At 45.4% G+C, this 23074-nt stretch carries 17 protein-coding genes; all 17 read left to right on the top strand.

Going from position 1 to position 23074, the window contains the following annotated elements:
- The first annotated feature begins 345 nt into the window (after positions 1-345).
- Positions 346-795, top strand: coding sequence for an RNA polymerase sigma factor (locus LC508_RS16815; protein WP_207727897.1), 450 nt, complete (start codon positions 346-348; stop codon positions 793-795).
- Positions 788-1267 carry a zf-HC2 domain-containing protein gene (locus LC508_RS16810; protein ID WP_118593910.1) on the top strand — a complete coding sequence of 160 codons (480 nt, stop codon included), beginning with the start codon at positions 788-790 and terminating at the stop codon, positions 1265-1267. The genes LC508_RS16815 and LC508_RS16810 overlap by 8 nt, the downstream gene beginning before the upstream one ends.
- 246 nt (positions 1268-1513) lie before the next feature.
- Positions 1514-2893, top strand: coding sequence for an FtsW/RodA/SpoVE family cell cycle protein (locus tag LC508_RS16805; RefSeq protein WP_033139941.1), 1380 nt, complete (start codon positions 1514-1516; stop codon positions 2891-2893).
- Positions 2862-4199: a penicillin-binding transpeptidase domain-containing protein gene (locus LC508_RS16800; RefSeq protein ID WP_033139940.1), complete on the top strand. Its 1338-nt coding sequence runs from the start codon at positions 2862-2864 to the stop codon at positions 4197-4199. Before LC508_RS16805 ends, LC508_RS16800 begins: the two co-directional genes overlap by 32 nt.
- A 103-nt stretch (positions 4200-4302) precedes the next feature.
- Entirely contained in the window at positions 4303-6999 is a 2697-nt protein-coding gene (locus LC508_RS16795; RefSeq protein ID WP_052099057.1) for a leucine-rich repeat domain-containing protein, read from the top strand.
- 131 nt (positions 7000-7130) lie between these two features.
- A complete protein-coding gene (locus LC508_RS16790; protein ID WP_033139939.1) occupies positions 7131-7697 on the top strand; it encodes an FHA domain-containing protein in 567 nt (188 codons plus the stop codon).
- A 51-nt stretch (positions 7698-7748) separates the two neighbouring features.
- Positions 7749-8513, top strand: coding sequence for a PP2C family protein-serine/threonine phosphatase (locus LC508_RS16785; RefSeq protein WP_033139938.1), 765 nt, complete (start codon positions 7749-7751; stop codon positions 8511-8513).
- Positions 8514-8635: 122 nt separating this feature from the next.
- Positions 8636-9979, top strand: a complete 1344-nt coding sequence (locus tag LC508_RS16780) for a protein kinase domain-containing protein (protein WP_052099051.1) — start codon at positions 8636-8638, stop codon at positions 9977-9979.
- 17 nt (positions 9980-9996) lie between these two features.
- Positions 9997-13359: an AAA family ATPase gene (locus tag LC508_RS16775; protein ID WP_052099050.1), complete on the top strand. Its 3363-nt coding sequence runs from the start codon at positions 9997-9999 to the stop codon at positions 13357-13359.
- A gap of 6 nt (positions 13360-13365) precedes the next feature.
- The gene (locus LC508_RS16770) at positions 13366-14172 is read left to right on the top strand and encodes a PP2C family protein-serine/threonine phosphatase (RefSeq protein ID WP_033139937.1); all 807 of its coding nucleotides are present in this window, start codon (positions 13366-13368) and stop codon (positions 14170-14172) included.
- Between the two features lie 35 nt (positions 14173-14207).
- On the top strand, positions 14208-15341 hold the full coding sequence (locus LC508_RS16765; protein WP_033139936.1) for a hypothetical protein: 1134 nt from the start codon (positions 14208-14210) through the stop codon (positions 15339-15341).
- Between the two features lie 37 nt (positions 15342-15378).
- Positions 15379-16752, top strand: a complete 1374-nt coding sequence (locus LC508_RS16760; protein WP_103730995.1) for a protein kinase domain-containing protein — start codon at positions 15379-15381, stop codon at positions 16750-16752.
- Positions 16753-16890: 138 nt separating this feature from the next.
- Positions 16891-17460, top strand: coding sequence for an RNA polymerase sigma factor (locus LC508_RS16755; protein ID WP_103730996.1), 570 nt, complete (start codon positions 16891-16893; stop codon positions 17458-17460).
- A 1-nt stretch (position 17461) separates the two neighbouring features.
- On the top strand, positions 17462-18658 hold the full coding sequence (locus tag LC508_RS16750) for a DUF4179 domain-containing protein (protein WP_158587279.1): 1197 nt from the start codon (positions 17462-17464) through the stop codon (positions 18656-18658).
- 108 nt (positions 18659-18766) lie between these two features.
- The gene (locus LC508_RS16745; protein ID WP_158587278.1) at positions 18767-20005 is read left to right on the top strand and encodes an MFS transporter; all 1239 of its coding nucleotides are present in this window, start codon (positions 18767-18769) and stop codon (positions 20003-20005) included.
- Positions 20006-20075: 70 nt separating this feature from the next.
- Positions 20076-20621 carry an FmdE family protein gene (locus LC508_RS16740; protein WP_033139931.1) on the top strand — a complete coding sequence of 182 codons (546 nt, stop codon included), beginning with the start codon at positions 20076-20078 and terminating at the stop codon, positions 20619-20621.
- Positions 20622-21095: 474 nt separating this feature from the next.
- Positions 21096-23015, top strand: a complete 1920-nt coding sequence (locus LC508_RS16735; protein ID WP_033139930.1) for an endonuclease MutS2 — start codon at positions 21096-21098, stop codon at positions 23013-23015.
- Positions 23016-23074 lie beyond the last annotated feature (59 nt).

Below are 23074 nucleotides of genomic sequence, written 5' to 3'. Positions count from 1 at the left end.
AAATTGCGGTGGCACATTATAATTTGTAAAAATAGCGGTAATAGCGGCAATTAGGATAAAAACTGTCCTTAAAGGTCCGCGTTTTGGGTCAGATTAAAATGTGAAGGCGGACGTACTGTTGGTTCAGGCCATGTTGCTGCAATCATCGAGTAATATAATCTAAATATAGATTCGTATCTATGGTACATTGTGTCCAAGCATAAGATGCCCCGGAACCGTAAGGTTTCCGGGGTTTTTCTGTTGTGTAAAAATATAATATAAGGTTGTAACAAAATAGGAGAATTTGGTACTAACGAATAGAAGGAGGGGAGGGTAAACGTGCAGTCGATAGAAGAAATATACGAGATGTATTCAAAAAAAGTATTTTTGTTTTTATTGAGTAAGACAAATAATGAACATCTTGCAGAAGAGCTTACGCAGGAGACTTTTTTTCAAGCTGTTCAATGTATTGACCGGTTTAAGGGGAATAGCTCCATATTGACATGGTTGTGTGGAATCGCTAAAAATGTTTGGCTGAAATATGTAAGAAAACATCAGGAGATTTTATCCATAGAGGATGATATCCTGGAAATAGAAGATAAAAAAGATATAAATGTTCAATGGGAACAAAAAGAGATTTTACAGTTGATACATGATTTGAATGAGCCGGTACGTGAAGTCATGTATCTGAGGTTGATCAGCAATTTATCTTTTGCTGAAATCGGAGAGATTATAGGCAAAACAGAAAACTGGACAAGGGTCACTTTCTTTAGGGGAAAACAAAAAATTGTAAAGGAGATTTTGAAAGATGAATAAAGAGCTTCCATGTTATATTATTTCGGATCTATTACCGCTGTATCAGGATGATATATTATCGGAACAAACGAAAAAGGATATTGATAGACATTTAAGCCAATGCAAAGATTGTAAAAAAAAGATGGATGATATGAAAATGCAGATAGATGTTCAAACTTCTGATGTTGAATTAAAAAATAATCCTTTAAAAAAAGTTAGATTTTATCAAAAAGCGCTGACGGCTTTGGGGGCAATTATAGCTTTTATTTTGGGTGCATGTTTCCCAATTGCTGTATTAGGGCTTACGGTTCTCGAACGGGGAGAGATAGCCAATTATCAAATTCAAAGAGTAAAAAGTCTTTGGTATGTATTGGCGTCATGGAGTTGTGTTGCGGGGATTATAGTATGTGCAGTTTATTTTTTGCTCATACTGCTTATCAGAAAGATGATCAGAAAGAATACAGCAAAAAAAATGTTTAAAAGAATTTACTGACATTTTATCACATAGAGTACCATATGGCATATTGTATCCGAGCATAAGATGCCCGTAGAACTTAGGTTCTGCGGGTTTTTTTGTTGTGTAAAAATTTCCTTCCCCCTGTTCCGTACCTATTCAGAGTACAGTGCATAAACATGCGCCGGGTAAAGTGGTCAAATAAAAACAGAACCTCAAAATAAATTATATATAATAAATATAAAGGAAATGAAAACACAGGCAATGAGGCCGGGAGGTTGCAATATGAGAAGAAAAATAGAATCCGCAGTAAGAAATCCAGCATTTAGCAGAATAATGCTGTCCCTGTTAGGCGCAGAAACGGTAACGGTTTTTTTTGTGAAAGCAAGAGGAGGAAGCCTGGAGCATTATCTGGCGTTGTTTCTGCCTATGCTGGCAGTGACAGCTCTTGCCCTTATATTTTCATTTTATCATAAAACAAGTTTCAAATTTCCTGTTTTCTGCATTTTACTGCTGTATATGGGAATTGCCATGCAGTGTATCATCCAGAATGAATCTTCATCTTATGCGGTAAAAGAACAGATTATATTTCTTGCATCAGTGGCGGCAGCAGGAATTATGATATTTACCCATTACAAATGGCTCAGTATCTGGAAACCTGAAAAAATACTTGTGTCTGCTGTGCTTGCCACAGTGATGATTTATCTTGTACTGCTGATTTTGGGAACAGATGCCCAGGGAACGCGGGCATGGATTACATTTGGAGCGTTTTCCATCCAGCCAACAGAATTTATAAAAATACTGTTTGTGTATGTGAATACAATGATTTTCTGTTGTATGGAGTGGAAAGACTGGATGAAACTGCTGGTCTCGGGAGGATATCTGGGCATCAATTTATTATTTTCCGTAGGTATCAGCGAGATGGGATCTTTTCTTCTCATGCTTCTGGTTTATGGTGTTTATTGCATTTTGTTTTTAAAATCGTGGCGTTTTTTATTGGGTCTTTTGGTTTCTTTTGCAGGTGTGGGAATTACAGGAGCAGGTATTGGTGCAGGGATTCTCTGGTATGCCAATGGCAGGGCAGATATCTCTGCGTTTTTACAAAAGTGCTGTAGCATGGTCATAAAAATCCAGTCCAGAATTACCATATGGCTGCATCCGGAGAATGATCCTCTGGGGACCGGATACCAGGGAATGAAAGCCAGAGAAGCCATGGCTCTGGGCGGTTGGTTTGGCAGTGACTATCCGGTTAAGATACCTGTGGAGGATTCTGATTACATTTTTACATCCATATTGCTGCATATGGGGCTGGCAGTTGGAATTCTTATGGTTTTGTTGTTTTTGGCATTGTTGGTGGAAGGTATTAAACTTTATCTGGGGGCAGAATCAGGGAAAAATACCGGTATTGTGGTTGGATGTGTCTATTATTTGTTTGCAGAATCTATGCTCATGATTCTGGGCTCCACAGGTTTCTTCCTGATGACAGGAGTTCCGATTGCATTTGTCAGTAATGGGGGAACAGCACTTATGGCCGCATTTATGATGGCAGCGCTGATTTTGTACCTGGGGTGTGGCAGTACAGACCACAGAAACTTTGGAAGAAAAGCAAATGGAAAAGAGGAGAGGGAAAGATATGGAGAAGAAAAAGTTATTAGAGAGAACTAAAGTATTGCTGGCAGTTATCCTGGCCTTGGTGGTGGTATTCTGCTATTTTCTTATGGGAAGAACCTCTGCAGTTAAAGGGCTCAACACCGGCACAGATGAACTAAAGAAGAGTACATTAAAAAATATGTATCGTCAGGAGACCATAGAAGGTGCGATTTGGGATAGCAGCAAAACTATTCTTTCCCAGGGAACAGAGCCGGGGAAAAGCGGTACTTTGTTTTATCCGGAATCTTACTCCTGGCTTCTTGGGTATAATGATCCGGTTTATGGCAAATATGGGCTGCGGGGAAGATATGAGAGCTATCTTTATATGCAGGGGGAAAATAAAAAGGGAGCAGATATAACACTTACCTTAAACCATCAGATTCAGGAAAAGGCATACAGCCTCATTGAAGGGATGGAAGGTTCTATGATAGTTCTGGATATCCGTACCGGCAGAATACTTGCTTTAGCTTCCTCAAAAACAGTAGAATTTAATGCGAATCAGATTGCTGACCACATGGAGGAGTGGAATCAGACGGAGGGGTTTTTCCTCCCAAATGGGTTTAAGGATGCAGCAGAACCGGGGAGTACGTTTAAAATGGTTACCGCTGCTGCCCTTTTAGAGCAAGGGCTTGAAAAAGATATCATAGAAGATAAGGGAAATACGGTCCTTGGAGGTCATGTGGTGAAAAACAGTGGAAATGCGGCTTTTGGTACCATTGCATTGCAGGAAGCTTTAGGTAATTCCTCAAATGTATATTTCGGCACTATGGCTCTCAGGATTGGGGGAAGCACTTTGGAGAGGAAAGCGTCTCAGTATCTGATCGGGCAGGATATAGAACTGGATTTTACTACACTGGAATCACATCTGGATATGGGGGATTACAGTGAGGCCCTGATCGCAGATACCGGTTACGGTCAGGGAAAAACTCTGGTGACGCCTCTTCATCTGGCAATGATAGCCCAGAGTATTGGAAACGGAGGCGTCATGCTGCGCCCCTACCTGGTTGACGAGATTACTCTGGACGGAAAGACACTGTATAAGGGAAAGGAAGAAGAACTGGCGATTCCCCTTCGTAAAGAAAACGCTGAAACATTAAAAAATCTTATGCAGGTAACAGCAGGTCAGTATTACGGAATGACAGAATACGGAATTTGTGCAAAGAGCGGGACGGCAGAAGTGGCCGGTGATAAAAACAAGTGCTATCTGGTCACATTCAATGAGGATTATGTGGTGGCTGCCTGTAAACTGGAGGAGAGCGGATACGGAATCCAATTAAAAGGAGCGGTCATGAATATGTATGATAAATTGTATAGCAGATAATAGAAATATATGGAACAGGCGTGAAAAATATAGTATGATTAAAAAAAGTTTTAGATGTACCATAGAACATTGCACGTTGAGACAGTGTGAGGGGGAAAAAGTGTTGGATGAAGCTATACTGGGAAGATTGCCATTGGGAACCGTTGTGAATGAAAAATATGAGATTCAGAAAGTGATCGGCTCCGGTGGTTTTGGGACTACATATCTGGCGCAGGATTTGGTTCTGAAGATGCCGGTAGCAGTCAAAGAATATAAAAAGCAGAGTTATGTTTCGGAAAAAGAGAAACAGAGATTTTTGGAGGAAGCCAGAACCATGGCCAGGCTTGCCGGTAATCCGGGTATTGTAAATGTAAGAGATTATTTTGAAGCCAATCAGACAGTCTATATTGTCATGGAGTATCTGGATGGTATTACCTTAGAAAAATATATAGAAAAGTACGGAAGGCTGCCCGTTTTTCTGGCTCTTGATTACATGAAACCGGTAATGCGGGTTTTGGAGAAGATTCACAAAAAAGGATTGATACACAGGGATATCAGTCCGGACAATATTATGGTGCTGGAAGGAAATGAGATAAAACTGCTGGACTTTGGGGCGGCCAGGGATGTGGAAAATGCAGAGGGGACGCTCAGTATCATTTATAAACCGGGTTATGCTCCGGAAGAGCAGTGCAGAGGTGGTCACGATCAGGGACCATGGACCGATGTATATGCAATGTGTGCCACAATCTATAAATGCATAACCGGGGTTACCCCCCAATACAGCCTGCAGCGCTTGCACGAGGACCGGATTTCCAGGCCTTCTGACCTTGGCGTGGAGATTGCTCCCGCACTGGAAGAGGTGCTGATGAAAGGAATGGCAGTCCGCAGGGAGGACCGTATACAGTCCATGGAGGAACTGCTTGACAAAATACAAACTGCTTTGGGGGAACAGGAAAGAACTGCCGGGGAAAGAGGAGCGGAGAACTTTTCAGAAGACCTGGCTACAGTAGGGGGAGAGGGATGGGAGAATGAGAAAGAAAAGAGTGCAGAAGCAGAGGTCATAGAAGCAAAAAACGAAGAGAGCTCAGAAGCGGATACTAAAGTATACGAAGTAAAAAGAAAGGAAAAAAGAGAGAAAACAGGAATATTTAGAAATAAGAAATTTCTTTTAATGGGAACAGCAGGGCTTATACTATTTATAATACTGATCAGTATTATCACTGCGTGGAGAGCCAATCCTTATAAGTATACAGATATGTCATCTCTCATACGGGATATGACAGTAACACCGGAGATACTGAAACAAGTGGGAAAAGACAAGAAAAGGACATCTCTGTATCTTGAATCCTGCAGGCTGGATGATCAGGCAATCCAAGGGATGGCTGCTATGGAGAATCTGGAGCAGATCCGGATCAGAGACTGTATCGGATTTACTTCGCTGAAACCCCTGGAGAAGCTGGAGAATCTGAAATATCTGGAGATAATCGGAGACCGGGAAAATTTTCAGAGTCTTAACGGGCAGATATTTGCGGACGGCAGTTATCCTCAGATTGAAAAATTAAGGATAAATTATGCTGATTTATCGGAGGTTGGCGCTTCTCTTGCGGGATTTACCGGCCTGGATACATTGGTTTTGTCCGATACAAAGGGGATTCGTACCCTGGAATTTTTGAAAGGGATGGGAAATCTTCGCACTCTGGAGCTGGACAATACATTTATACAGGGGTGTGACTGGTCCTTCATAGGATATTGTACGAATCTTACCAGGTTTAGCGGAGAAAACTCAGGCATAGATGATCTGTCAGCATTGGAGGCATGTGGAAAATTAAAAGAATTAAATGTAAGCCGGACAGAAGAAACAGGCCAGGCCGGAATTACAGACATTACCCCTTTGACGTTCTGTCAGGACCTCAGCTCAGTGCGGCTTAGAGGCAATCAGGTCTCGGATATGTCACCATTGAACGGATGCAGGGAATTGCGGCTGCTGGATTTAGGGGAAAACCAGATTCAGGATGTTTCCGTCCTTTTGGAAATGACAAGACTTGTGAGCCTGGAACTTGACAGGAACCGGATTACGGATATCAGCCCGATCAGAAGCTGCAGTAAGTTAGAATATTTGAATCTGGAAAAAAACCGGATTGCGGATATCTCCGCCTTAGATAATTCCTTTACTGAGCTTATGACCCTGAGAATTTCGGATAATCAGATTACGACTTTGGAACCTTTGGCAGGATGTCAGAAGCTGTCCGAAATAAGGGCAGATAACAATCAGCTTTCGTCCCTTGCAGGGCTTGAGAAGAAATGGAATCTGAAGATACTGTCTGTCCGGGGAAATCAGATAGAAGATATCACAGCGGTGAAGGACAGCAAGGAACTGTCTTATATGGATTTGGGAGGAAATCGGATACAGGATATTACGGTTTTGAGCGCACTTGGAACAGACGTGGAGGGGCTTCTGCTGGATCAGAACCGGATAACGGATATTTCCGGGCTTCCTGCAGGCATCGAGTATAAAGTGCTTGCCCTTCAGGGCAATCCAATAGCTGACTATACTCCCCTCACCAGTCTTCAAAAGGTGAATAGCAGTCAGGACAGAGTAATTATCAGTTATACAGAGGATCTGGATTACTCAGCGATCATGGAATCCTCTTATACAAAGGGGCTTTGGTTTGTGGGAGTGCCTGTGGAGCAGCAGGCAAATTACTCCAAAGCATTTGAAGAGAAACACAAAGAGGCTTCTTATATGCAGCTTCCCTTTTGGAGCGAAGAGGAAATGAAGGAAAAGATGGAGGAAATCAGGGAGTTAAATAAAAAAAATTAAGGAACAATCACGGAAAAGAGGCTGCCGGGGGGCGCCTCTTTTTTTAGGTGGTTATTTATAAATAAAGTCCTGTAATCAAAAGAGATATAATGAGGATAGTTAAAAAATAATCCACACAGGAGGTAAGGAGCATGTCAAGTTTATTAGGTCAGATAACCGTTATTTTAATATTGGGAGTGATTATTTTTGTGATCACCCGGGTATGCGGTGGGCTGGGAAAAATTCCGCCGGAGATGGGAGAGCTCGGGGAGGAGTTTCAGGAAGTAAAAGACAGAATGATGGAGACACACATTATGGGGTTCTGGAAAATAGAAGTGTTGGATTCGAAGGGAAATGTGGTAAAGCGAAAGGAAATCGGTGATGTGGGAACGAAAGGGTTCTATATAGGAAGGGGGAGGATGTGTGACCTGAGAATCAGGAGTTCCTATGTGTCAGAAAAGCATGCGGTTATTGCCAGTGATGAAAAAGGTTTTTTTCTAAAAGACTGCGGTTCCAGGAATGGTGTATATTATAAGAATAAGAAAGTATATCAGATAGATTTGGAAGACAGGATGACACTTTATCTTGGAAATGTAGCCTGCAGGATATCCAGGGCAAATATCATGGATGATTTTTCCCGAAACGATGAAGGCCACACACGAGTATGGGGAAGTGGTACGCAGGTAAAAGGCGGTAAGTCTGAAATAAAAAGAGATTGAATCAGAAGAATCCATAGAAACAGTCAGTGATAAGAAAGGACAGGCGGAATTATGAAGATGAAAAAACAATGCGGAGTATTGGCGGCTGTAAGAACAGATATAGGAAAAGTAAGAACAGAAAACCAGGACAGGATTCTTTGTTCCCGGGCGGCAGAATTTTTTGCGGTGGCGGATGGAATGGGAGGCGTTTTGTATGGGACGCTTACAGCAGAATTAGCAGTTAAGACAATGCTTGTGGTGGCAAAAGAGGTACGGAAAAACTATATAGAACACCAGGATGTGAACCGGGCAGCAGAAGAACTCAGACAGGGATTGGAGGAGGTCAGCAATAAAATTTATGAAAAGGGGAATTGCCATGGAGCTATCCAGTACGGTGCCACTTTTACAGGTGTCATGCTTCTGGGTGGGAAGGCCATCTGGATTCACATGGGTGACAGCAGGGGATATAAAATTGTCCGCTATGATACGAAAATGCGTCAGGTTACAGTAGACCATAATTTTGCACAGGCTGCCCGGGAGCATGGAGATATGTCTGAAACAGAGATAAAAAGAGAGCATTTCTCTTCCATGCTTACACGATACGTGGGGATGCAGAGTCCGGCCACAGCAGACGTAACTGTTACGGATACCAAACCGGGAGAGACCATTCTACTCTGCAGTGACGGCCTTCATGGGCTTGTGAAGGACTCCCGGATGCTTAAAATAATCAGAAACAGAAAGAAGCCGGAAAAAATATGTACAGGTTTGATTCAGGCAGCAAATTCTGCCGGAGGAAGAGATAATATTTCCGTGATCTGCCTGAAAGTAATGATATGAGTAAATTGGTATATGGTACAATAATAGTTACTATTCAGCAGCGGTAAAAATTTCATCGCCAAAGGCGGGAGTACGGAACAGTTACCAGTAAGATAACAAACAGATATGGAGGAGGAAGAATCATGAGTGATATGGTAACCATCAAATGTATAGAAGGAAGTCTGAAGGGACAGACATGGACATTTCATTGCGTAGATACAGCAATCATCGGAAGAACGGCAAAAGAAGACAGAACCATTGTAAATAAAATAAATGTAACAGGTAATGACAGGATTTCCAGGTTTAATACATTTTTCAAAATTGACCCTCCATATGTCGTTGTCAGAGATATGGGAAGTCTTAACGGAACCTATGTAAACGGCAGGATCATCGGAAAAAGAGAGGACGGCATGTCAGCGGAGGAGGGAAGAAGAGGCTCCTACCGTGAGGTCAGGCTTAAGGACAGTGACGTGATAGGTATGGGAACTGCAGGGCACAGGGAACAGTTCATCGTGAATATCGAAGAAGAGAAGCCGGACGGAAAAATGCAGATTTCCGATATAGTCAATGAAGCCATTAAAAAACAGGAAGAAGCAGAACGGGAGTATGCCAACGCAGTTGTGGGTCTCAGAATATTGAAAACGCTGGGGCATGGAGGGTTTGCCAGTGTACAGTTAGTGGAGGATGTAAAAACCCATAAACAGATGGCATTAAAGCTCATGCATCCCGCTGCGCAGACGAATCCCCAGAAACGCTTCTGGTTCATGCGGGAAGCATCTGTTATGATGCAGCTGAAGCATCCAAACATTGTAACAACCCATCAGCTGCTTTTCAGCGGCAGGGATTTTCACATTCTTATGGAATACTGCAAAGGGGGCAGCCTGGAGGATCTGTGTGCAAACAATGGAGGCAAATTGGGGCTGCGTCTTGCAACGGAAATTATATGCCAGATATTAGATGCCCTGGATTATGCTCATAATGCGCAGATTATCATGGAATCAAAGGGAGGTAAAAGGCAGGTAAGAGGTGTGGTGCACAGAGACATTAAACCTCAGAATATACTGTTGGCAGAGGACGGCACGGTTAAACTTTCTGACTTTGGTCTTGCCAAAGCCTTTGAACTTGCAGGACAGACTGCAGGGGGATTACCTACATTGTCAGGACAGTACTGCGGCTCCGCCTTATTCTGCTCCAGAAAGCAGCTTAATCACTATCGGGACGCAAAGCCTGAGGTGGATGTATGGTCAGCAGCAGCTACATATTATTATCTTCTTACAGGAAGGTATGTGCGCGACCAAAACGGCTGTAAAGATATTTATGAATATATCTATAAAAATGATGTTCAGCCTATTTTGACCAGAAACCCCGGAATCCCGGTCAGACTGGCAAAGGTAATTGATAAAGTGCTCAAAGAGGAAGAGAAAGAGAGCAGTACCTATACAACAGCCAGAGAATTTAAAAATCAGATTCTGGAGGCTTTGAAATAAAATTAAGGGGGAATATTATGAAGTATTCAAAAGTTTTTCTTTATGCCATCAAAATGGCGGAAAATCATAAAAGAGAAAATGCCGGGTTCAGTGGAGAGGACCGGATCCTTCTGGAAATTATTAAAGCTGCAGGAATGCCTGTAGAGCTTATGGCCGGATATCTGCATTTGGCACCGGATGATGCGATGCTGCAGGAAGTTTTTGATTTGAACAGTGTATTGAAGGAAGTACCGGCTGAGGATATTATTCGCTATATCAGGCATCACGGAAATCAGGAGACAGCAGATGACAAAAGGGCAGAGGAGAGCTGCAAGCTTTTCCTGGCCCTGTGTATTGCAGGTGCGGAACGGCGTGGGGAGAGAGTGCTGACTTCGGTGAGAGTGCTGAAAACATATATAAACCATACAACCCCCCTGAGTGAGGTGGAAATACACAGGAAAGAGCAGATACAACACCTTGTGGATAAAGTAGGCAGACTCAGGGAAACACTTCTTGCACGGATACATGGGCAGGAACATGCGGTAAATGCTTTTGCAGACGGAATCTGGAACGCCGGCATAACAGAGGCCGTCAACCCGGAGCGGAGAAAACCCAGCGGTATTTTCCTATTCGCAGGTCCTCCGGGGGTCGGTAAGACATTCCTTGCAGAGGAAGCGGCAAAAGAAATGGAACTGCCATTTTTACGTCTGGATATGAGTGGTTATTCACACAAGGATTCCGAATGCGATTTGGCAGGATTTGCAAAAACGTACAACAATGCGAAAAAAGGTATTCTGACCGAATTCGTAGAAAAAAATCCCAGGTGTGTTTTGCTCTTTGATGAAGTGGAAAAGGCTTCCAGGGGAGTTATTCATCTTTTTCTTCAAATTCTGGATGCAGGAAGTCTGACAGATTTATATGAAGGAAATAAGATCTCCTTCAAAGACACTATCATTATCTTTACCACGAATGCGGGCAGGACCATATATGAGGCGGAGGATGCTCCGGATGCGGCAGATTTATCACCAAAGAAAATACTGGATGCTTTGGGCGCAGATGTGGATCCGGCAACCGGTATTCCCTACTTTCCTCAGGCAGTCTGTTCCAGAATGAGTACAGGGTATGTACTGATGTTTCGTCATTTGCAGGCAAAAGACCTGGAAAATATATGCGAACAATCCTTCGTCAAAGCTGCCAAGCAGTTTGAAGATACATATCAGATAAAAGTTGTGGGAGAAAAGAGCATTTTTACAAGTCTTCTTTTTGCCCAGGGAGGTCAGCCGGATGCCAGGAACCTGTCCGCAAAAGCAGGAAACTTTCTGCGGGATGAGCTGCGCAAAGTGTTTGAATTGTTTACAAAAGAAAATATAGAGAAGTCCCTTTCCGCGCTTCAGACCGTGAAATTTGTCACCGAGATTCCGGAAGATAAGAAAGAGATTCGGCGGCTTTACAAGAATCCCGGACAGACGGACATGCTGCTTCTGGGCACAGGGGAAAAGGAACTGGAAAAGGAACTGAAAGAGCTGCGCATCCATACAGCGAAAGAGGAAGAGGAAGCTGCGGGTATCGTAGAGGCGCAGAATATACAGTTTGCTGTACTGCAGATGAAGCCTCTTTGCAGAAGCGGCCGGGATGCGGATATGTCCAAAACAATATGCTGTTTTGACCATGTACCATTGGGTGCTTCCGATTTGGCAGAAATAAGGGGATGGATCCGGATGCTCCACAGACAGATACCGGAACTTCCCATTTATTTGATGGAAGGAGAAGTGGAAGGAGCCGGGCAGAAAGCTGTCATAGATAAAGAGCTGGAGCGCAGGCTTGCAGCAGAAGGCGTGTGCGGGGTGATACGCGGAGGACAGAAAAGCGGGGATGGTGCAGCAGAACAGATACGCAGAATAGCGAAAGCCACATATATGCAGAGAATGGCCAGGCAGCTGAAGGAACAGGCTAAAATTCTTACTTTTGACACGGCGCCGATTATTGAGGAAGGCGGAAAAACCATAAAAATCCGGCTTCGGGATTTTGCCCTGGAGCAGGTACTGTCAGCCGGAGATGAGAAACATGTGATGACTGATGCGGAAAGACCCAAAGTCCGTTTTGAGGATGTGATTGGGGCAGATGCGGCGAAAGAAGAGCTGAAGTTTTTTGTACAGTATCTGAAGGAACCCGGAAGATTCCTGGCAGAAGGGCTGACTGCCCCAAAAGGTGTATTGCTGTACGGTCCTCCGGGTACAGGAAAGACACTTTTGGCAAAAGCTATGGCGGGAGAATCAGGAGTGACTTTTCTGGCAGCGGAGGCCAGCAGTTTTGTTAAACAGTATACGGGTACCGGTCCGGCAGCCATACGGGAACTGTTTGGAAAAGCCAGAAAATACGCGCCTTCTGTAGTTTTTATTGATGAAATAGACACGATTGGGCGGCAGCGCACCGGTGGAGAGTCCGGAAGAGCAGAGGAGGCAACACTGAATGCCCTGCTTACAGAAATGGATGGCATAAAGACAGATCCCCGGCGCCCCATATTCGTACTGGCAGCCACAAATTATGAGGTAGACCGTTCGGCAGAGGGAATCGGTGTGATTGACCAGGCCCTGTCCCGCAGATTTGACAGGAAGATACGCGTAGGACTGCCGGACGAGGCTGCCAGATACCGGTATCTGAAACTGCAGACAGGGAAATGTCAGGCAGCGATATCAGAAGATATTTTAAAACAGATTGCGGAACGTTCTGTGGGAATGAGTCTGGCGAATCTGGAATCTGTGGTGGAGCTGGCAAAAAGAAATGCTCATAAAATGCGAACGGCTGTCACAGACAGGATTCTGGATGAAGCTTTTGAACTCACGATGCACGGAGAAAAGAAAGACTGGGGAAGGGAATATCTGGAACGTGTAGCCAGGCACGAAGCCGGCCATGCACTTCTGAGCTGGAAGAACGGGGAACTGCCCTGTTATCTGACTATTGCAGCCAGAGGCGGACATGGGGGGTATATGCAGAAGTCTTCCGGTGAAAGGCCTATCCGTACCTATGAGGAGATGCTGGGCATGATTCGCACGGCACTGGGAGGAAAAGCGGCAGAAATCGTTTATTACGGGAAAAAAGACGGTAATTCTACCGGAGCATCAGGTGATCTGCGCCAGGCTACCGGCATTGCCAGGAGTATTATCTGCAGTTACGGAATGGATGAGGAATTCGGATTGGCCGTGTATTCAGAGAAAGAAATGCAGCATGGAACACTGGGCGATGAAGTAAGGCAGAAAGTTAATGAGATGCTGAAACAGGAGCTTACAAAGGCCATCGAGATTGTCAAAGAGTCCCGGAATACCATCGACCTTCTTGTCAGGCAGCTCCTGGCTAAGAATCAGTTGGGGAAAGAAGAGCTAAAAGCTATTTTGGAGCAATAAGAAGCAATGACAAGTGTGATAAAGAATGGGGAGACTATGAAGACTATTAACAGTGTTAAAATATCAGCCAGTTCCAGAGTGGGAGGCAGGTCGGAAAATCAGGATGATTTTCTGATTGATACAGAGAAAATAAGCGATCAGAGCAGAGAATTCTGCTATAAAGGAACTTCAGAATTAACAAAACAGCAGATCTACATAGTCTGTGACGGGATGGGGGGAGAACAGTATGGGCAGGATGCATCCCGTAAGGCAGTAGAATATTTTGAAGGACTTTTACGGGAGGCAAAGAGGCCCTTTACGCCAATGGACATTGCCGGAGAGATACGCAGGCTAAACCAGGAAATCGTGGATTATTACAGGTGCAGACAGGCCAGAGGCGGAACGACCATTGCTCTGGTGATGCTGAACCCGGACGGAACTATAGAGGCATTTAATATAGGGGACAGCCCCATATTTCTGGTGAGAAGCGGTGAAATTACCATGCTGAGTGAGGAGCAGTCCATGGCGGGAATAAAACTAAAAAAAGGGACAATATCCCGGGAAGAATACAGAGAAAGCCGTGAGAGGAACCTTCTTCTCGGTTACTTGGGAGATGATTCCGGAGTGTCTGTGGACCATTTGTTTTACAGCAGAAATAAATATCAGGCAGGTGATAAACTCTTATTGTCATCAGATGGTCTTTTGGATAAGATAGAGCCGGAGGAGATTTTAGGGCTTCTGCAGCAGGATTGTGGGGCGGATGTGCTGACGGAAGAGGCAGTCAAGAAAGGGGCCGGGGATAATGTCACGGCAGTGCTGTTGGAAATTCAATAGAAATGGAATTTCTAGTATAATACAAGGAGGATTTTATGGAAGAACTTAGGACTATGGCATTCAGAGATATTCTGGAACGCTGCGAAGATAACGAGAACTTTTTGAAATTGATGGAGGAACATCAGGATGCGATGACCGTGTGGGCAGATGTATTTGCTTATTGGATGGAAGAAAAAAACGGTACGATCGCTGCACTTGCGGCTTACTGCAAAGTTACCCGCAATACTGCCAGACAGTGGAAACAGAAAATTCCCACAAAACGGGAACAGGTTGTGGGAATCGGCATGTATTGGGGATTTCAGCTGGAGCAGATTAACCGGCTGCTTACCAGAAATGCAAAATATCCCGCACTATATGTTAAGAACCCTGAAGATGCCATCTTTATTTACCTGATTCACAATAAAAAGGATTATTCCATGTATGAATTTTATATGGAGGAATACAGGAAAATGCAGGAGGAAAAGGAGCCGGAACAGAAGCATTTGGATGGGACGGAAGAGAAAACCTTTGAGCTCAATGCAGCGCTTCTTGAAGTAATGGGAGATCAGGAGTTTAAGAAGTTTTTGGAAGAACATATGGAAGTATTTGAAGGGAGAAACCGTAAGCTTTATAAGTTCCTGGAAGAGTACTTTAAACTGGAGGAGCGCAATATAAACAGTCTGGTGGATGATGAAAAGCTGAAAAATGCATATAACAATGCTTTTTCACACTTAAAGCGAAAAGGTATTGTCCCCAGAAGAAATCTTCTGATTGCCATGGGCATTCATCTGACCATGCCGGTGGAGGATATTAACCGCATGTTAGAGCTTGCCGGGATGGAAGCCCTGTGTCCAAAGGACAGGATAGAATCAGCGGTGATTTTTGTCCTGGAAGATTTGTATCTGAATGATTCTGTTCTGTTCAGTGATGCCGGCAGAAAGCTTACTGCCGGCCTGGAAGAGCTGATCGATCGGTGCTGTCCGGATATTGTATGGAATGAAGAAGCGTGCAGTTTCCAGAATATTGAAGATGTGCTGGTGCAGAAAAAGAAATCCGGTGCCCCTGATATAGAAAAGTTTTATGAAGAGGGGGAGTTAGAATCCGTAGCGGATTATGTAAAGAGAAGAATCCGTGAGTTGGAACTGAGGGAACCGGAGGAAGATTTGGAACTGTTTCTGCAGCTGCTGTAGATGCAGCGGTTATGGTGGAAATGATTAAGGAGAATTTATGGATATTGCAATGAGAGATATGAGAGCCATGCTTTATCAGGAAGGTGTGCTGAAAGAAAATGAGAAAATGATCAGACAGATTGGATGCGGACAGTCTGCCGAGGTTTATCTTGTGCTTTCAGAAGACGGGGACATCTATGCTCTGAAAATCATGAAATTAGAAGAACATCAGATTTACCAAAAGCATCTGCGGGAGGAAGCTGAGTACATGAAACTTCTGGCAGAAAATTCTCATGTGGTCAAAATATATGATTACCGGGAATTTGTCGGAAAGGAAAGAGCTTATCTGGCACTGAAAATGGAATATCTTAAAACGTTTCCCTGCTGGCTGAAGGAGGAAATCATAGGTAAAGGATACATATCCTTGAGAGATTTATGGAAGCTGGCTTCTGATATGTGTGCTGTTCTGGACGCTATGGAAAAACTCCATGTAATCCACCGGGATATTAAGCCGGAAAATATCTTTGTGACCGGATGGGAAGAACCCGAATTCAAGTTGGGAGACTTTGGAATCGCAAGGGAGCTGACCCATGCGACGGTAGTAACACAGCTTGGGAGCCTTGGCACCTGTGCCCCGGAAGTGGCTTTGGGAGGAGAATCGGATTTTACCTGTGATATATATTCTGTGGGCGCGGTGCTATACTATGTCCTGAATGGGATGCGGTATCCCTATTCCGGTCTGAAGGCTCTGATGGAGAAAAAACAGCCGGCGCCTCCTGTTTTGGGGACTGCCGGGTGGAAAGAAATGGTGCTTAAGATGATATCCGCAGATCCAAAGAAAAGATTTCAAAATGCGGAAGAATATAGAGAAGCACTGCAGGAAGTAAAGAGAACCCAGGAACAGGCTGTAAAGAAGGAGGAGTATGGGTTTTCCTGTTATCAAAAGGCAAAAGGTTTCTTTTTTCAGGAAAACTATGAAAAAGCGGAGGAGACAGCCATGGAGGGATATGCATGCGGCAGTATTCCCTGTGCAAGACTCGCAGGCTGTATCTGCAGTATAAAAAACAGAACCGAGGAGGCATATGATTATCTGGAGGAGGCGGCTCAGAAGGGGGATCCGGTATCAGCCTGTTACCTGTCACGACTTTTGTTCAGAGATGCCGGAAACCGGATGGATCTGAAGGAGGCAGCGGGTTATTTGGAGCAGGCGCAGAAAGCGGGGCTTTATATGGCTGATTACGATTATGGATTGTATTGTTACTATGGAAAATATCAATTTGAGCAGGACAGGGAAAAAGGACTTTTGCTGATTGAGAAGAGCGCAGAGGAAAATTACAGAGATGCCATAGAATTTTTAATTGAGCATTCGCAGGACAGGGAAAGCTGGAAATTTCGTAAAAGGGAACACATTTTGATACGTGATATTATATAAGAGATATCAGTGAAAATTTGCAGGGCATGATCGCCTGTTTCAAAAATCAGATACCCGGGTGGACAAAATCCCCGCCTCGCCCATCTAATAAGTGTACAAAGCGAACAGGAGCTCCGGACTCCACAAAGGGGGATGAGTATGAACATATTACTGATCAAAAGGGCCAAGAAGCACGACAAAGCCGCGTTCCAGAAACTTATGGAGCAGCAGGGGCCTGCTTTATATAAGGCGGCCAAGGCCATTTTGAAAAATGACGAGGATGTGGCAGATGCCATGCAGGATACAGCCCTTACATGCTGGGAGAAGATAGATACTCTGAAAAAGGATGAGTATTTTGCAACCTGGCTGACACGAATTCTGATCAATCACTGCAATTCCATTTACCGGCAGAGGAAGAGACTGGTCTCAGAGGAATCCCTGCCGGAGGCGTGGGCGCAGGATGAAAGCTATGCAAATGTGGAGTGGAGGGATTTCCTGAACAGTCTTGATGAGAAATACCGGATCGTAGTCATTTTATACTATGTGCAGGGATTCAAGACGAGGGAGATCGCGGAAATCCTCCAGATAAACCAGAGCACAGTGAGAGGCAGACTGGCGAAAGCCAGGGAAAAGCTGGAACAGCAGTACAACATGAGCGGGGAGCCACCCCGTAGTATGCCGGATGTTCAGAAAAAAGCAGTACACTGCGGATTGGAAAGGGGTATCTGATATGAAAAATTTTGATAATATGATCGAAGGTCTCAGGGAAGACACAAAGGTTCCGGAAGAGGTATGGAAGAGATATACAGCGACACTTGCAAACCTTCCCGAGAAAGAGGGAAAACGGGAACCCGGCAAAAGAAATTGGATAAAATATACAGCGGCAGCAGCAGCGGCGGCCGTTACCGTGACAACAGTCTGCTTTGCAAATCCTGCATTTGCGGCTAAAATACCAATCCTCGGTGAAATTTTTAAACAGGTTCAGCATCAGTCCACGTTTTCGGGAGATTACAGTGATAAGGCGGAAGTCCTGTCCCGGGAGGAGGCTGACGGCACAATTCCCGCTGATTCCGGTTATACGGTTCAGGATGCAGGTGTGACAATTACCGCATCGGAGATTTACTGTGACGGGCTTTCCGTATTTGTGACGGCAGAGGTGGATGTGGAGCAGGGAGGACTGAACAACATCCCCGGAAATATCCTGTATCTGGAGGGAGACTGGAAGCTCTCTGACAGTGCGGAAGAAATCAGGCTGATGAACAATAACCTGGAAGGAAATATTGTGGATGACAATACCTTCGTGGGCATGCTGAAGCTGGATCTGGAGGAACAGGACCTGCAGGCAGGTACTCTTGAACTTCAGCTTTCCATGGTCGGATATGATGATATCAATGAAACAGATGCGGAGGACATATCAGCTTTCCATAAGATTCAGGGTGCGTGGAGCCTGGAACTGCCGTTTGAAGTGGACACGGAGGCAGTAAAGGAGATACCTGTAAACAAAGAGGAAAACGGATACAGCCTGAATAAAGTATTTGTATCGCCGTATCAGGTGATCACATATACAGATGCGCCCTATACGGAGAGAGAGATCACCAGGGAAGAGTACGAATCTGTTATGAGGGAAAAGACAGGAGGTTCGGATGATTTCGGCATTACATATGAAGAATTTGCTGAGCAGATGGGCCGGACATACGAGCAGTGTCAAACCATCATATTTAATCAGGACGGGGAGAGACTGACACCCACGGCGGAATTTTACGGGAAATCTGTGAATGCTGTCCGGGGAATGGATATATCGGAACTTAAAATTTATGTTTTCGATGACATGGATCTGTGGGTACAGGCAGCAGAAGAGGGCGCAGACAGTGAAGCGTTGAATCAGGCGGTTTTATCAGCGGATATTGATGTAGAATCCCTTCGGTAAACTAACAAAAATTTCTCCATTTCTTTAGTTCTTTTTTCTATTGACGATTGTCAGCATTTGGTATATAAAGGGTGAAAGATGCATGATGATCGGAAGGATAAGGATGAGATGAAACGGATAAAGAGTGTGCAGGTGCGTCATCAATATACACTGCTTCAGTGTTTTTACTGGGTATCAAGCTGCGCGATCATGGGATTTGCAGCGGTGTTTCTGCAGTATAAGGGATTATCCAACACGCTTGTGGGAATGTCCGTGGGCGGTGCGGCATTTATCAGCATATGGATGCAGCCGTTTCTGGCCGGAGTGGTGGAAAAGGTCCGGGGGCTGAGCTTAAAGAAAATGATCCTGCTGATCATACTGGCAGTGACGGCGGGGTATCTTGTCCTGGGGACGGTACCCCTGCCGAAAATGGCCATTGTAGGGCTGTATCTTGTGCTGAACACCCTGTACAACTCTATTACGCCGCTGATCACGGCAATGGGAATGGAATACATGAACCAGGGATACGAGGTGAATTTCTGCATTTCCAGAGGGCTTGGCTCAGTCAGCTATGCTGTCAGCGCCGTGATCCTGGGGCAGCTTGTGGAACATTTTTATCCGGGGATTCTCACCTTTGCCTTTGCAGGTATGGAATTTCTGCTTTTTGTGGTGGTGCTCTCCATGCAGGACCCCAAATCTTCCGTGGTCAGGGAAGAACAGGAGCCGTCCAGCAGTGTGATGGAGATTCTCAGGGGAAACAGGCCTCTGCTGCTGTTTGTAGCCGGGTTCGGAATCTGCTATATGACAAGCTCCGTCCTCGGTACCTATATGATCAATATCGTGCGTGAGCTTGGGGGAACGGACGGTACCTTCGGGATCGCAGCGTTCTTCTGTGCAGCCAGTGAGATGCCCGCCATGTTTTTGTGCAATTATCTCATCCGTAAGATATCCTGTAAGAAACTGCTGAAGCTGAGCAGCGTGTTCTTTGTTCTTCGTCCGCTGGTGATTTTTCTGGCGCCGAATCTGGCGGTGGCATTTCTGGGATTTGCGCTGCAGTCACTGTCCTTTGGTATCTTTACACCGGTCTCTGTGTTCTTCATCAACCAGGAATTGAAGGAGAAGGACAGGATCGTGGGACAGACCATCTTTGGTATGGTGACAGTCGGAGTGGGAAGCTGTGTGGGGAATCTGGCGGGCGGGTTTCTCATGGACAGGATCGGACTGAGACCCACGCTGGGGCTTTGCGTTGTGTTTGCCGCTGTGGGATTTTTGATCACCCAGAGGGTAAAGGTGGAGGATACAGGTCCAAGGCGGAGAATTCTTCAGGTGGAAACAGCAGGGCCGGGAAAAGAGAGAGGCAGGAGATAGCAGAGGGAGTATTTCGGCAGACAAGAGTCAGAATACGCTTCGGTAGGATATTTCATAGAAAGGGAGAAAAATGAACGATAAAATCTGGAAAAAATGTGTGGAATTTCATGGTCATGAGTGCGGCGGCCTTACCATTGGCTATAAGGCAGCTCTTTACGCCATGGAACTTTTGGACATTAAGATGGGGAAAGACTGCTGTGTCTCCCGGGATGAACAGCTTGTGTGTATTTCAGAAAATGACGCCTGCGGCGTGGATGCCATTCAGGTAATACTGGGATGCAGTGTGGGAAAGGGGAATCTGCTCTTTCATATGTGCGGAAAGCAGGCATTTTCCTTCTATAACAGAGATACCGGCAAATCCGTACGCCTGATTCTGAAGCCACGCCCGGAAGGCCTGAGCAAAGGGGAATCCTTCCGGTATTATCAGGCGTGCAGTTTCAAGGAAATGTTTGATGTAAAGGAGACAAAGATCGCACTGCCGGAAAATGCAAGGATCTTCAAATCCATCTGCTGTTCCCGCTGCGGGGAGACTGCATCGGAAAATATGATGCATCTGCAGGGGGATGAGATTCTCTGCAGGGACTGTTATCGTGAATATAACAGATTTCAGGTTTGACAAAGCCGCGTCCGGCGGTTATAATGCAGGAAGAACCGTAACGATTCAGCAGGTCTGCCCGTAACTGTAATGCCGCTGAACAGTTACAGTAAATAAATATCAATTTAGAAATGAGGTGTCTTTGTGCTGAGGGTTTCCGTAGTGGAGATTACAGAATAATCGAATAATCTGTAGGGATAGTATATCATTTTTTCTGATACCCTATCCTTGTATCAGTGTACCCTGATGGCTGATACATTCGCTTACGAACCCTTATCATACACTTCAAATATATTGGAATGATGGAGAGAATACAGTGCTTGGCTGCTTTGAAGGCGGCTTGTTTTTGCGCTGCTGTATGGATTTTTCTCATGGAAGACCACAGAAGTCGTATACCCGTTCGGGGCGATGTATCTGTGGTCTTTTTGTAATAGTTCAGACGGGTCTGTGTTCAGCTTGTCGGAACGGTTACGTCTTTTTTAGAGAGGAAAAAACATGAGCAGAAAATCATTGGAAACAATCGGATATTATCATATATTAGAAAAATTAAAAGAATGCGCCGCCACAGAGAATGCGGGAAACAGAATCATGGAAATGGTTCCCATCCTGTCAGAGACGGAATTGAGAAAGCAGCAGCGGGATACCACCCAGGCGAGAGCTATGATAGAGCTGGCGGGAACTCCGCCCATACCGGCCATGGAGCATGTGGAGGAATATCTGCAGAAGGCGGTCAGAGGTGATATGCTCCTGCCGGAACAGCTTGAGGAGACCGGCATGTTCCTGAGTGCCGTGCGGCGGCTGAAATCCTATCTGCTAAGAGGTGAGGAGGGACGGATCAGCCTTGCCTATTATAACCAAAACCTGGCCTTTCCTGAGGAACTGCAGGAAGAGATAGAGCGCTGTATCAGAGGCGGAAGAGTGGATGACTATGCCTCCGCCTATTTAAAAGATATCAAAAAACAGATTCAGATCCTGGAGGAAAAAGTAAGTGAGAGGGCAGAGAGGGCACTGAAAACCAACAGGCAGTATCTGAACGACTCCTTTGTAGTCACCAGAAACGGAAGATTCTGTATCCCTGTGAAGAAAGAGTGCAGGTCCATGGTTCCGGGCAGCGTTGTGGAGCAGTCTTCCACAGGCGCCACACTGTTCATAGAACCGGAGGCAGTGGCAAACCTTCGGGAGGAGCTGGAAATATACAGGATCGAGGAGGACGCGGAGGAGCGGAAAATCCTGTACACTCTCACCAATATGACTGCTGAGAGGGAAGCAGAGCTGATGGAGGACATCCGGGTCATCCAAAAGCTGGACTTCATGTTTGCCAAGGGAAAACTGAGCCTGGAAATGGATGCCGTGGAGCCGAAGATCAACCTGGAACAGTATATGGAGCTGAAAGGCGCCAGACATCCCATGCTGGAGAAGGAGAGCTGTGTACCGCTGGACTTTCAGATCGGCAGGGGAATCCGCGGCGTGATCATTACGGGACCGAATACCGGAGGTAAGACGGTGGCTATCAAGACAGTGGCGCTGATGAGTGCAATGGCCTGCTCGGGCCTGCACGTTCCCTGCAGGGAAGCCGATATATGTATGCAGAACCAGATCCTGTGTGATATCGGTGACGGGCAGAATATTTCGGATAATCTGTCAACCTTCTCAGCCCACATTAAAAATGTGCTGGACATTTTAAAACGGGTAAGACCGGACAGCCTTGTGATCATGGACGAACTGGGTTCCGGAACAGATCCTCAGGAGGGAATGGGAATCGCCATTTCCATACTGGAGGAACTGCGCAGGAGCGGTGCCCTCTTTCTGGTCACCACCCACTATCCTGAGGTGAAAGAATACGCGGACAGGTACGGGGACGTGCAGAATGCCAGAATGGAGTTTGACAGAGACAGCCTGAAGCCTTTGTATCGGCTGAAAGTCGGAGAGGCGGGGGAGAGCTGTGCCCTGTATATTGCAAAGAGACTGGGATTTCCGGACAAAATGCTGGCTGCTGCAGCCAGGGAGGCATATGGGGAGAGAAGTGAGGCTCTGATTCAAAATATGCACCTGCACGGCGGCAGCAGCAGGCTGGAAAAGCTTCACGCGCCGCGTATTGAAAAAGCAGCCGTGGTCAGGGACAGCATGGACGCTGTGCGTAAATTTACCAGAGGCGACAGTGTGACCATACTGCCGGATGAAAAGATCGGAATTGTGGTGAAACCGGCAGATAAGAACGGAAATGTCCTGGTACAGCTCAGAAATGAAAAGATGCTCATCAGCCATAAACGGCTTAGGCTGAAGGTGGCGGCTGCGGAACTCTACCCTGAGGACTATGATTTCTCCATTATATTTGACACTGTGGAGGTCAGAAAGGCACGTCACAAGATGGGAAAACACCACATGGAGGGCCTGGAAATAGAAGTGGAGGAATAGGGAATAGGCTGCAAACCTGAGAGAAGTTTCTTTGATGTTTACTGAGGAATCTGTTATAA

Origin of the sequence: Blautia parvula (assembly GCF_020215665.1) — a bacterium.
Classification (GTDB): domain Bacteria; phylum Bacillota; class Clostridia; order Lachnospirales; family Lachnospiraceae; genus Blautia; species Blautia celeris.
This window is presented reverse-complemented; position numbering and strand designations above follow the sequence as displayed.

Excerpts from the sequence above, each read along its gene's own strand:
- LC508_RS16780 (WP_052099051.1), top strand. The coding sequence starts at position 8,636 with ATGAGTGATATGGTAACCATCAAATGTATAGAAGGAAGTCTGAAGGGA.
- LC508_RS16750 (WP_158587279.1), top strand. The coding sequence starts at position 17,462 with ATGAAAAATTTTGATAATATGATCGAAGGTCTCAGGGAAGACACAAAG.
- LC508_RS16805 (WP_033139941.1), top strand. The coding sequence starts at position 1,514 with ATGAGAAGAAAAATAGAATCCGCAGTAAGAAATCCAGCATTTAGCAGA.
- LC508_RS16755 (WP_103730996.1), top strand. The coding sequence starts at position 16,891 with ATGAACATATTACTGATCAAAAGGGCCAAGAAGCACGACAAAGCCGCG.
- LC508_RS16775 (WP_052099050.1), top strand. The coding sequence starts at position 9,997 with ATGAAGTATTCAAAAGTTTTTCTTTATGCCATCAAAATGGCGGAAAAT.
- LC508_RS16790 (WP_033139939.1), top strand. The coding sequence starts at position 7,131 with ATGTCAAGTTTATTAGGTCAGATAACCGTTATTTTAATATTGGGAGTG.
- LC508_RS16800 (WP_033139940.1), top strand. The coding sequence starts at position 2,862 with ATGGAGAAGAAAAAGTTATTAGAGAGAACTAAAGTATTGCTGGCAGTT.
- LC508_RS16765 (WP_033139936.1), top strand. The coding sequence starts at position 14,208 with ATGGAAGAACTTAGGACTATGGCATTCAGAGATATTCTGGAACGCTGC.
- LC508_RS16810 (WP_118593910.1), top strand. The coding sequence starts at position 788 with ATGAATAAAGAGCTTCCATGTTATATTATTTCGGATCTATTACCGCTG.
- LC508_RS16760 (WP_103730995.1), top strand. The coding sequence starts at position 15,379 with ATGGATATTGCAATGAGAGATATGAGAGCCATGCTTTATCAGGAAGGT.
- LC508_RS16770 (WP_033139937.1), top strand. The coding sequence starts at position 13,366 with ATGACAAGTGTGATAAAGAATGGGGAGACTATGAAGACTATTAACAGT.
- LC508_RS16785 (WP_033139938.1), top strand. The coding sequence starts at position 7,749 with ATGAAGATGAAAAAACAATGCGGAGTATTGGCGGCTGTAAGAACAGAT.
- LC508_RS16815 (WP_207727897.1), top strand. The coding sequence starts at position 346 with ATGTATTCAAAAAAAGTATTTTTGTTTTTATTGAGTAAGACAAATAAT.
- LC508_RS16740 (WP_033139931.1), top strand. The coding sequence starts at position 20,076 with ATGAACGATAAAATCTGGAAAAAATGTGTGGAATTTCATGGTCATGAG.
- LC508_RS16745 (WP_158587278.1), top strand. The coding sequence starts at position 18,767 with ATGAAACGGATAAAGAGTGTGCAGGTGCGTCATCAATATACACTGCTT.
- LC508_RS16735 (WP_033139930.1), top strand. The coding sequence starts at position 21,096 with ATGAGCAGAAAATCATTGGAAACAATCGGATATTATCATATATTAGAA.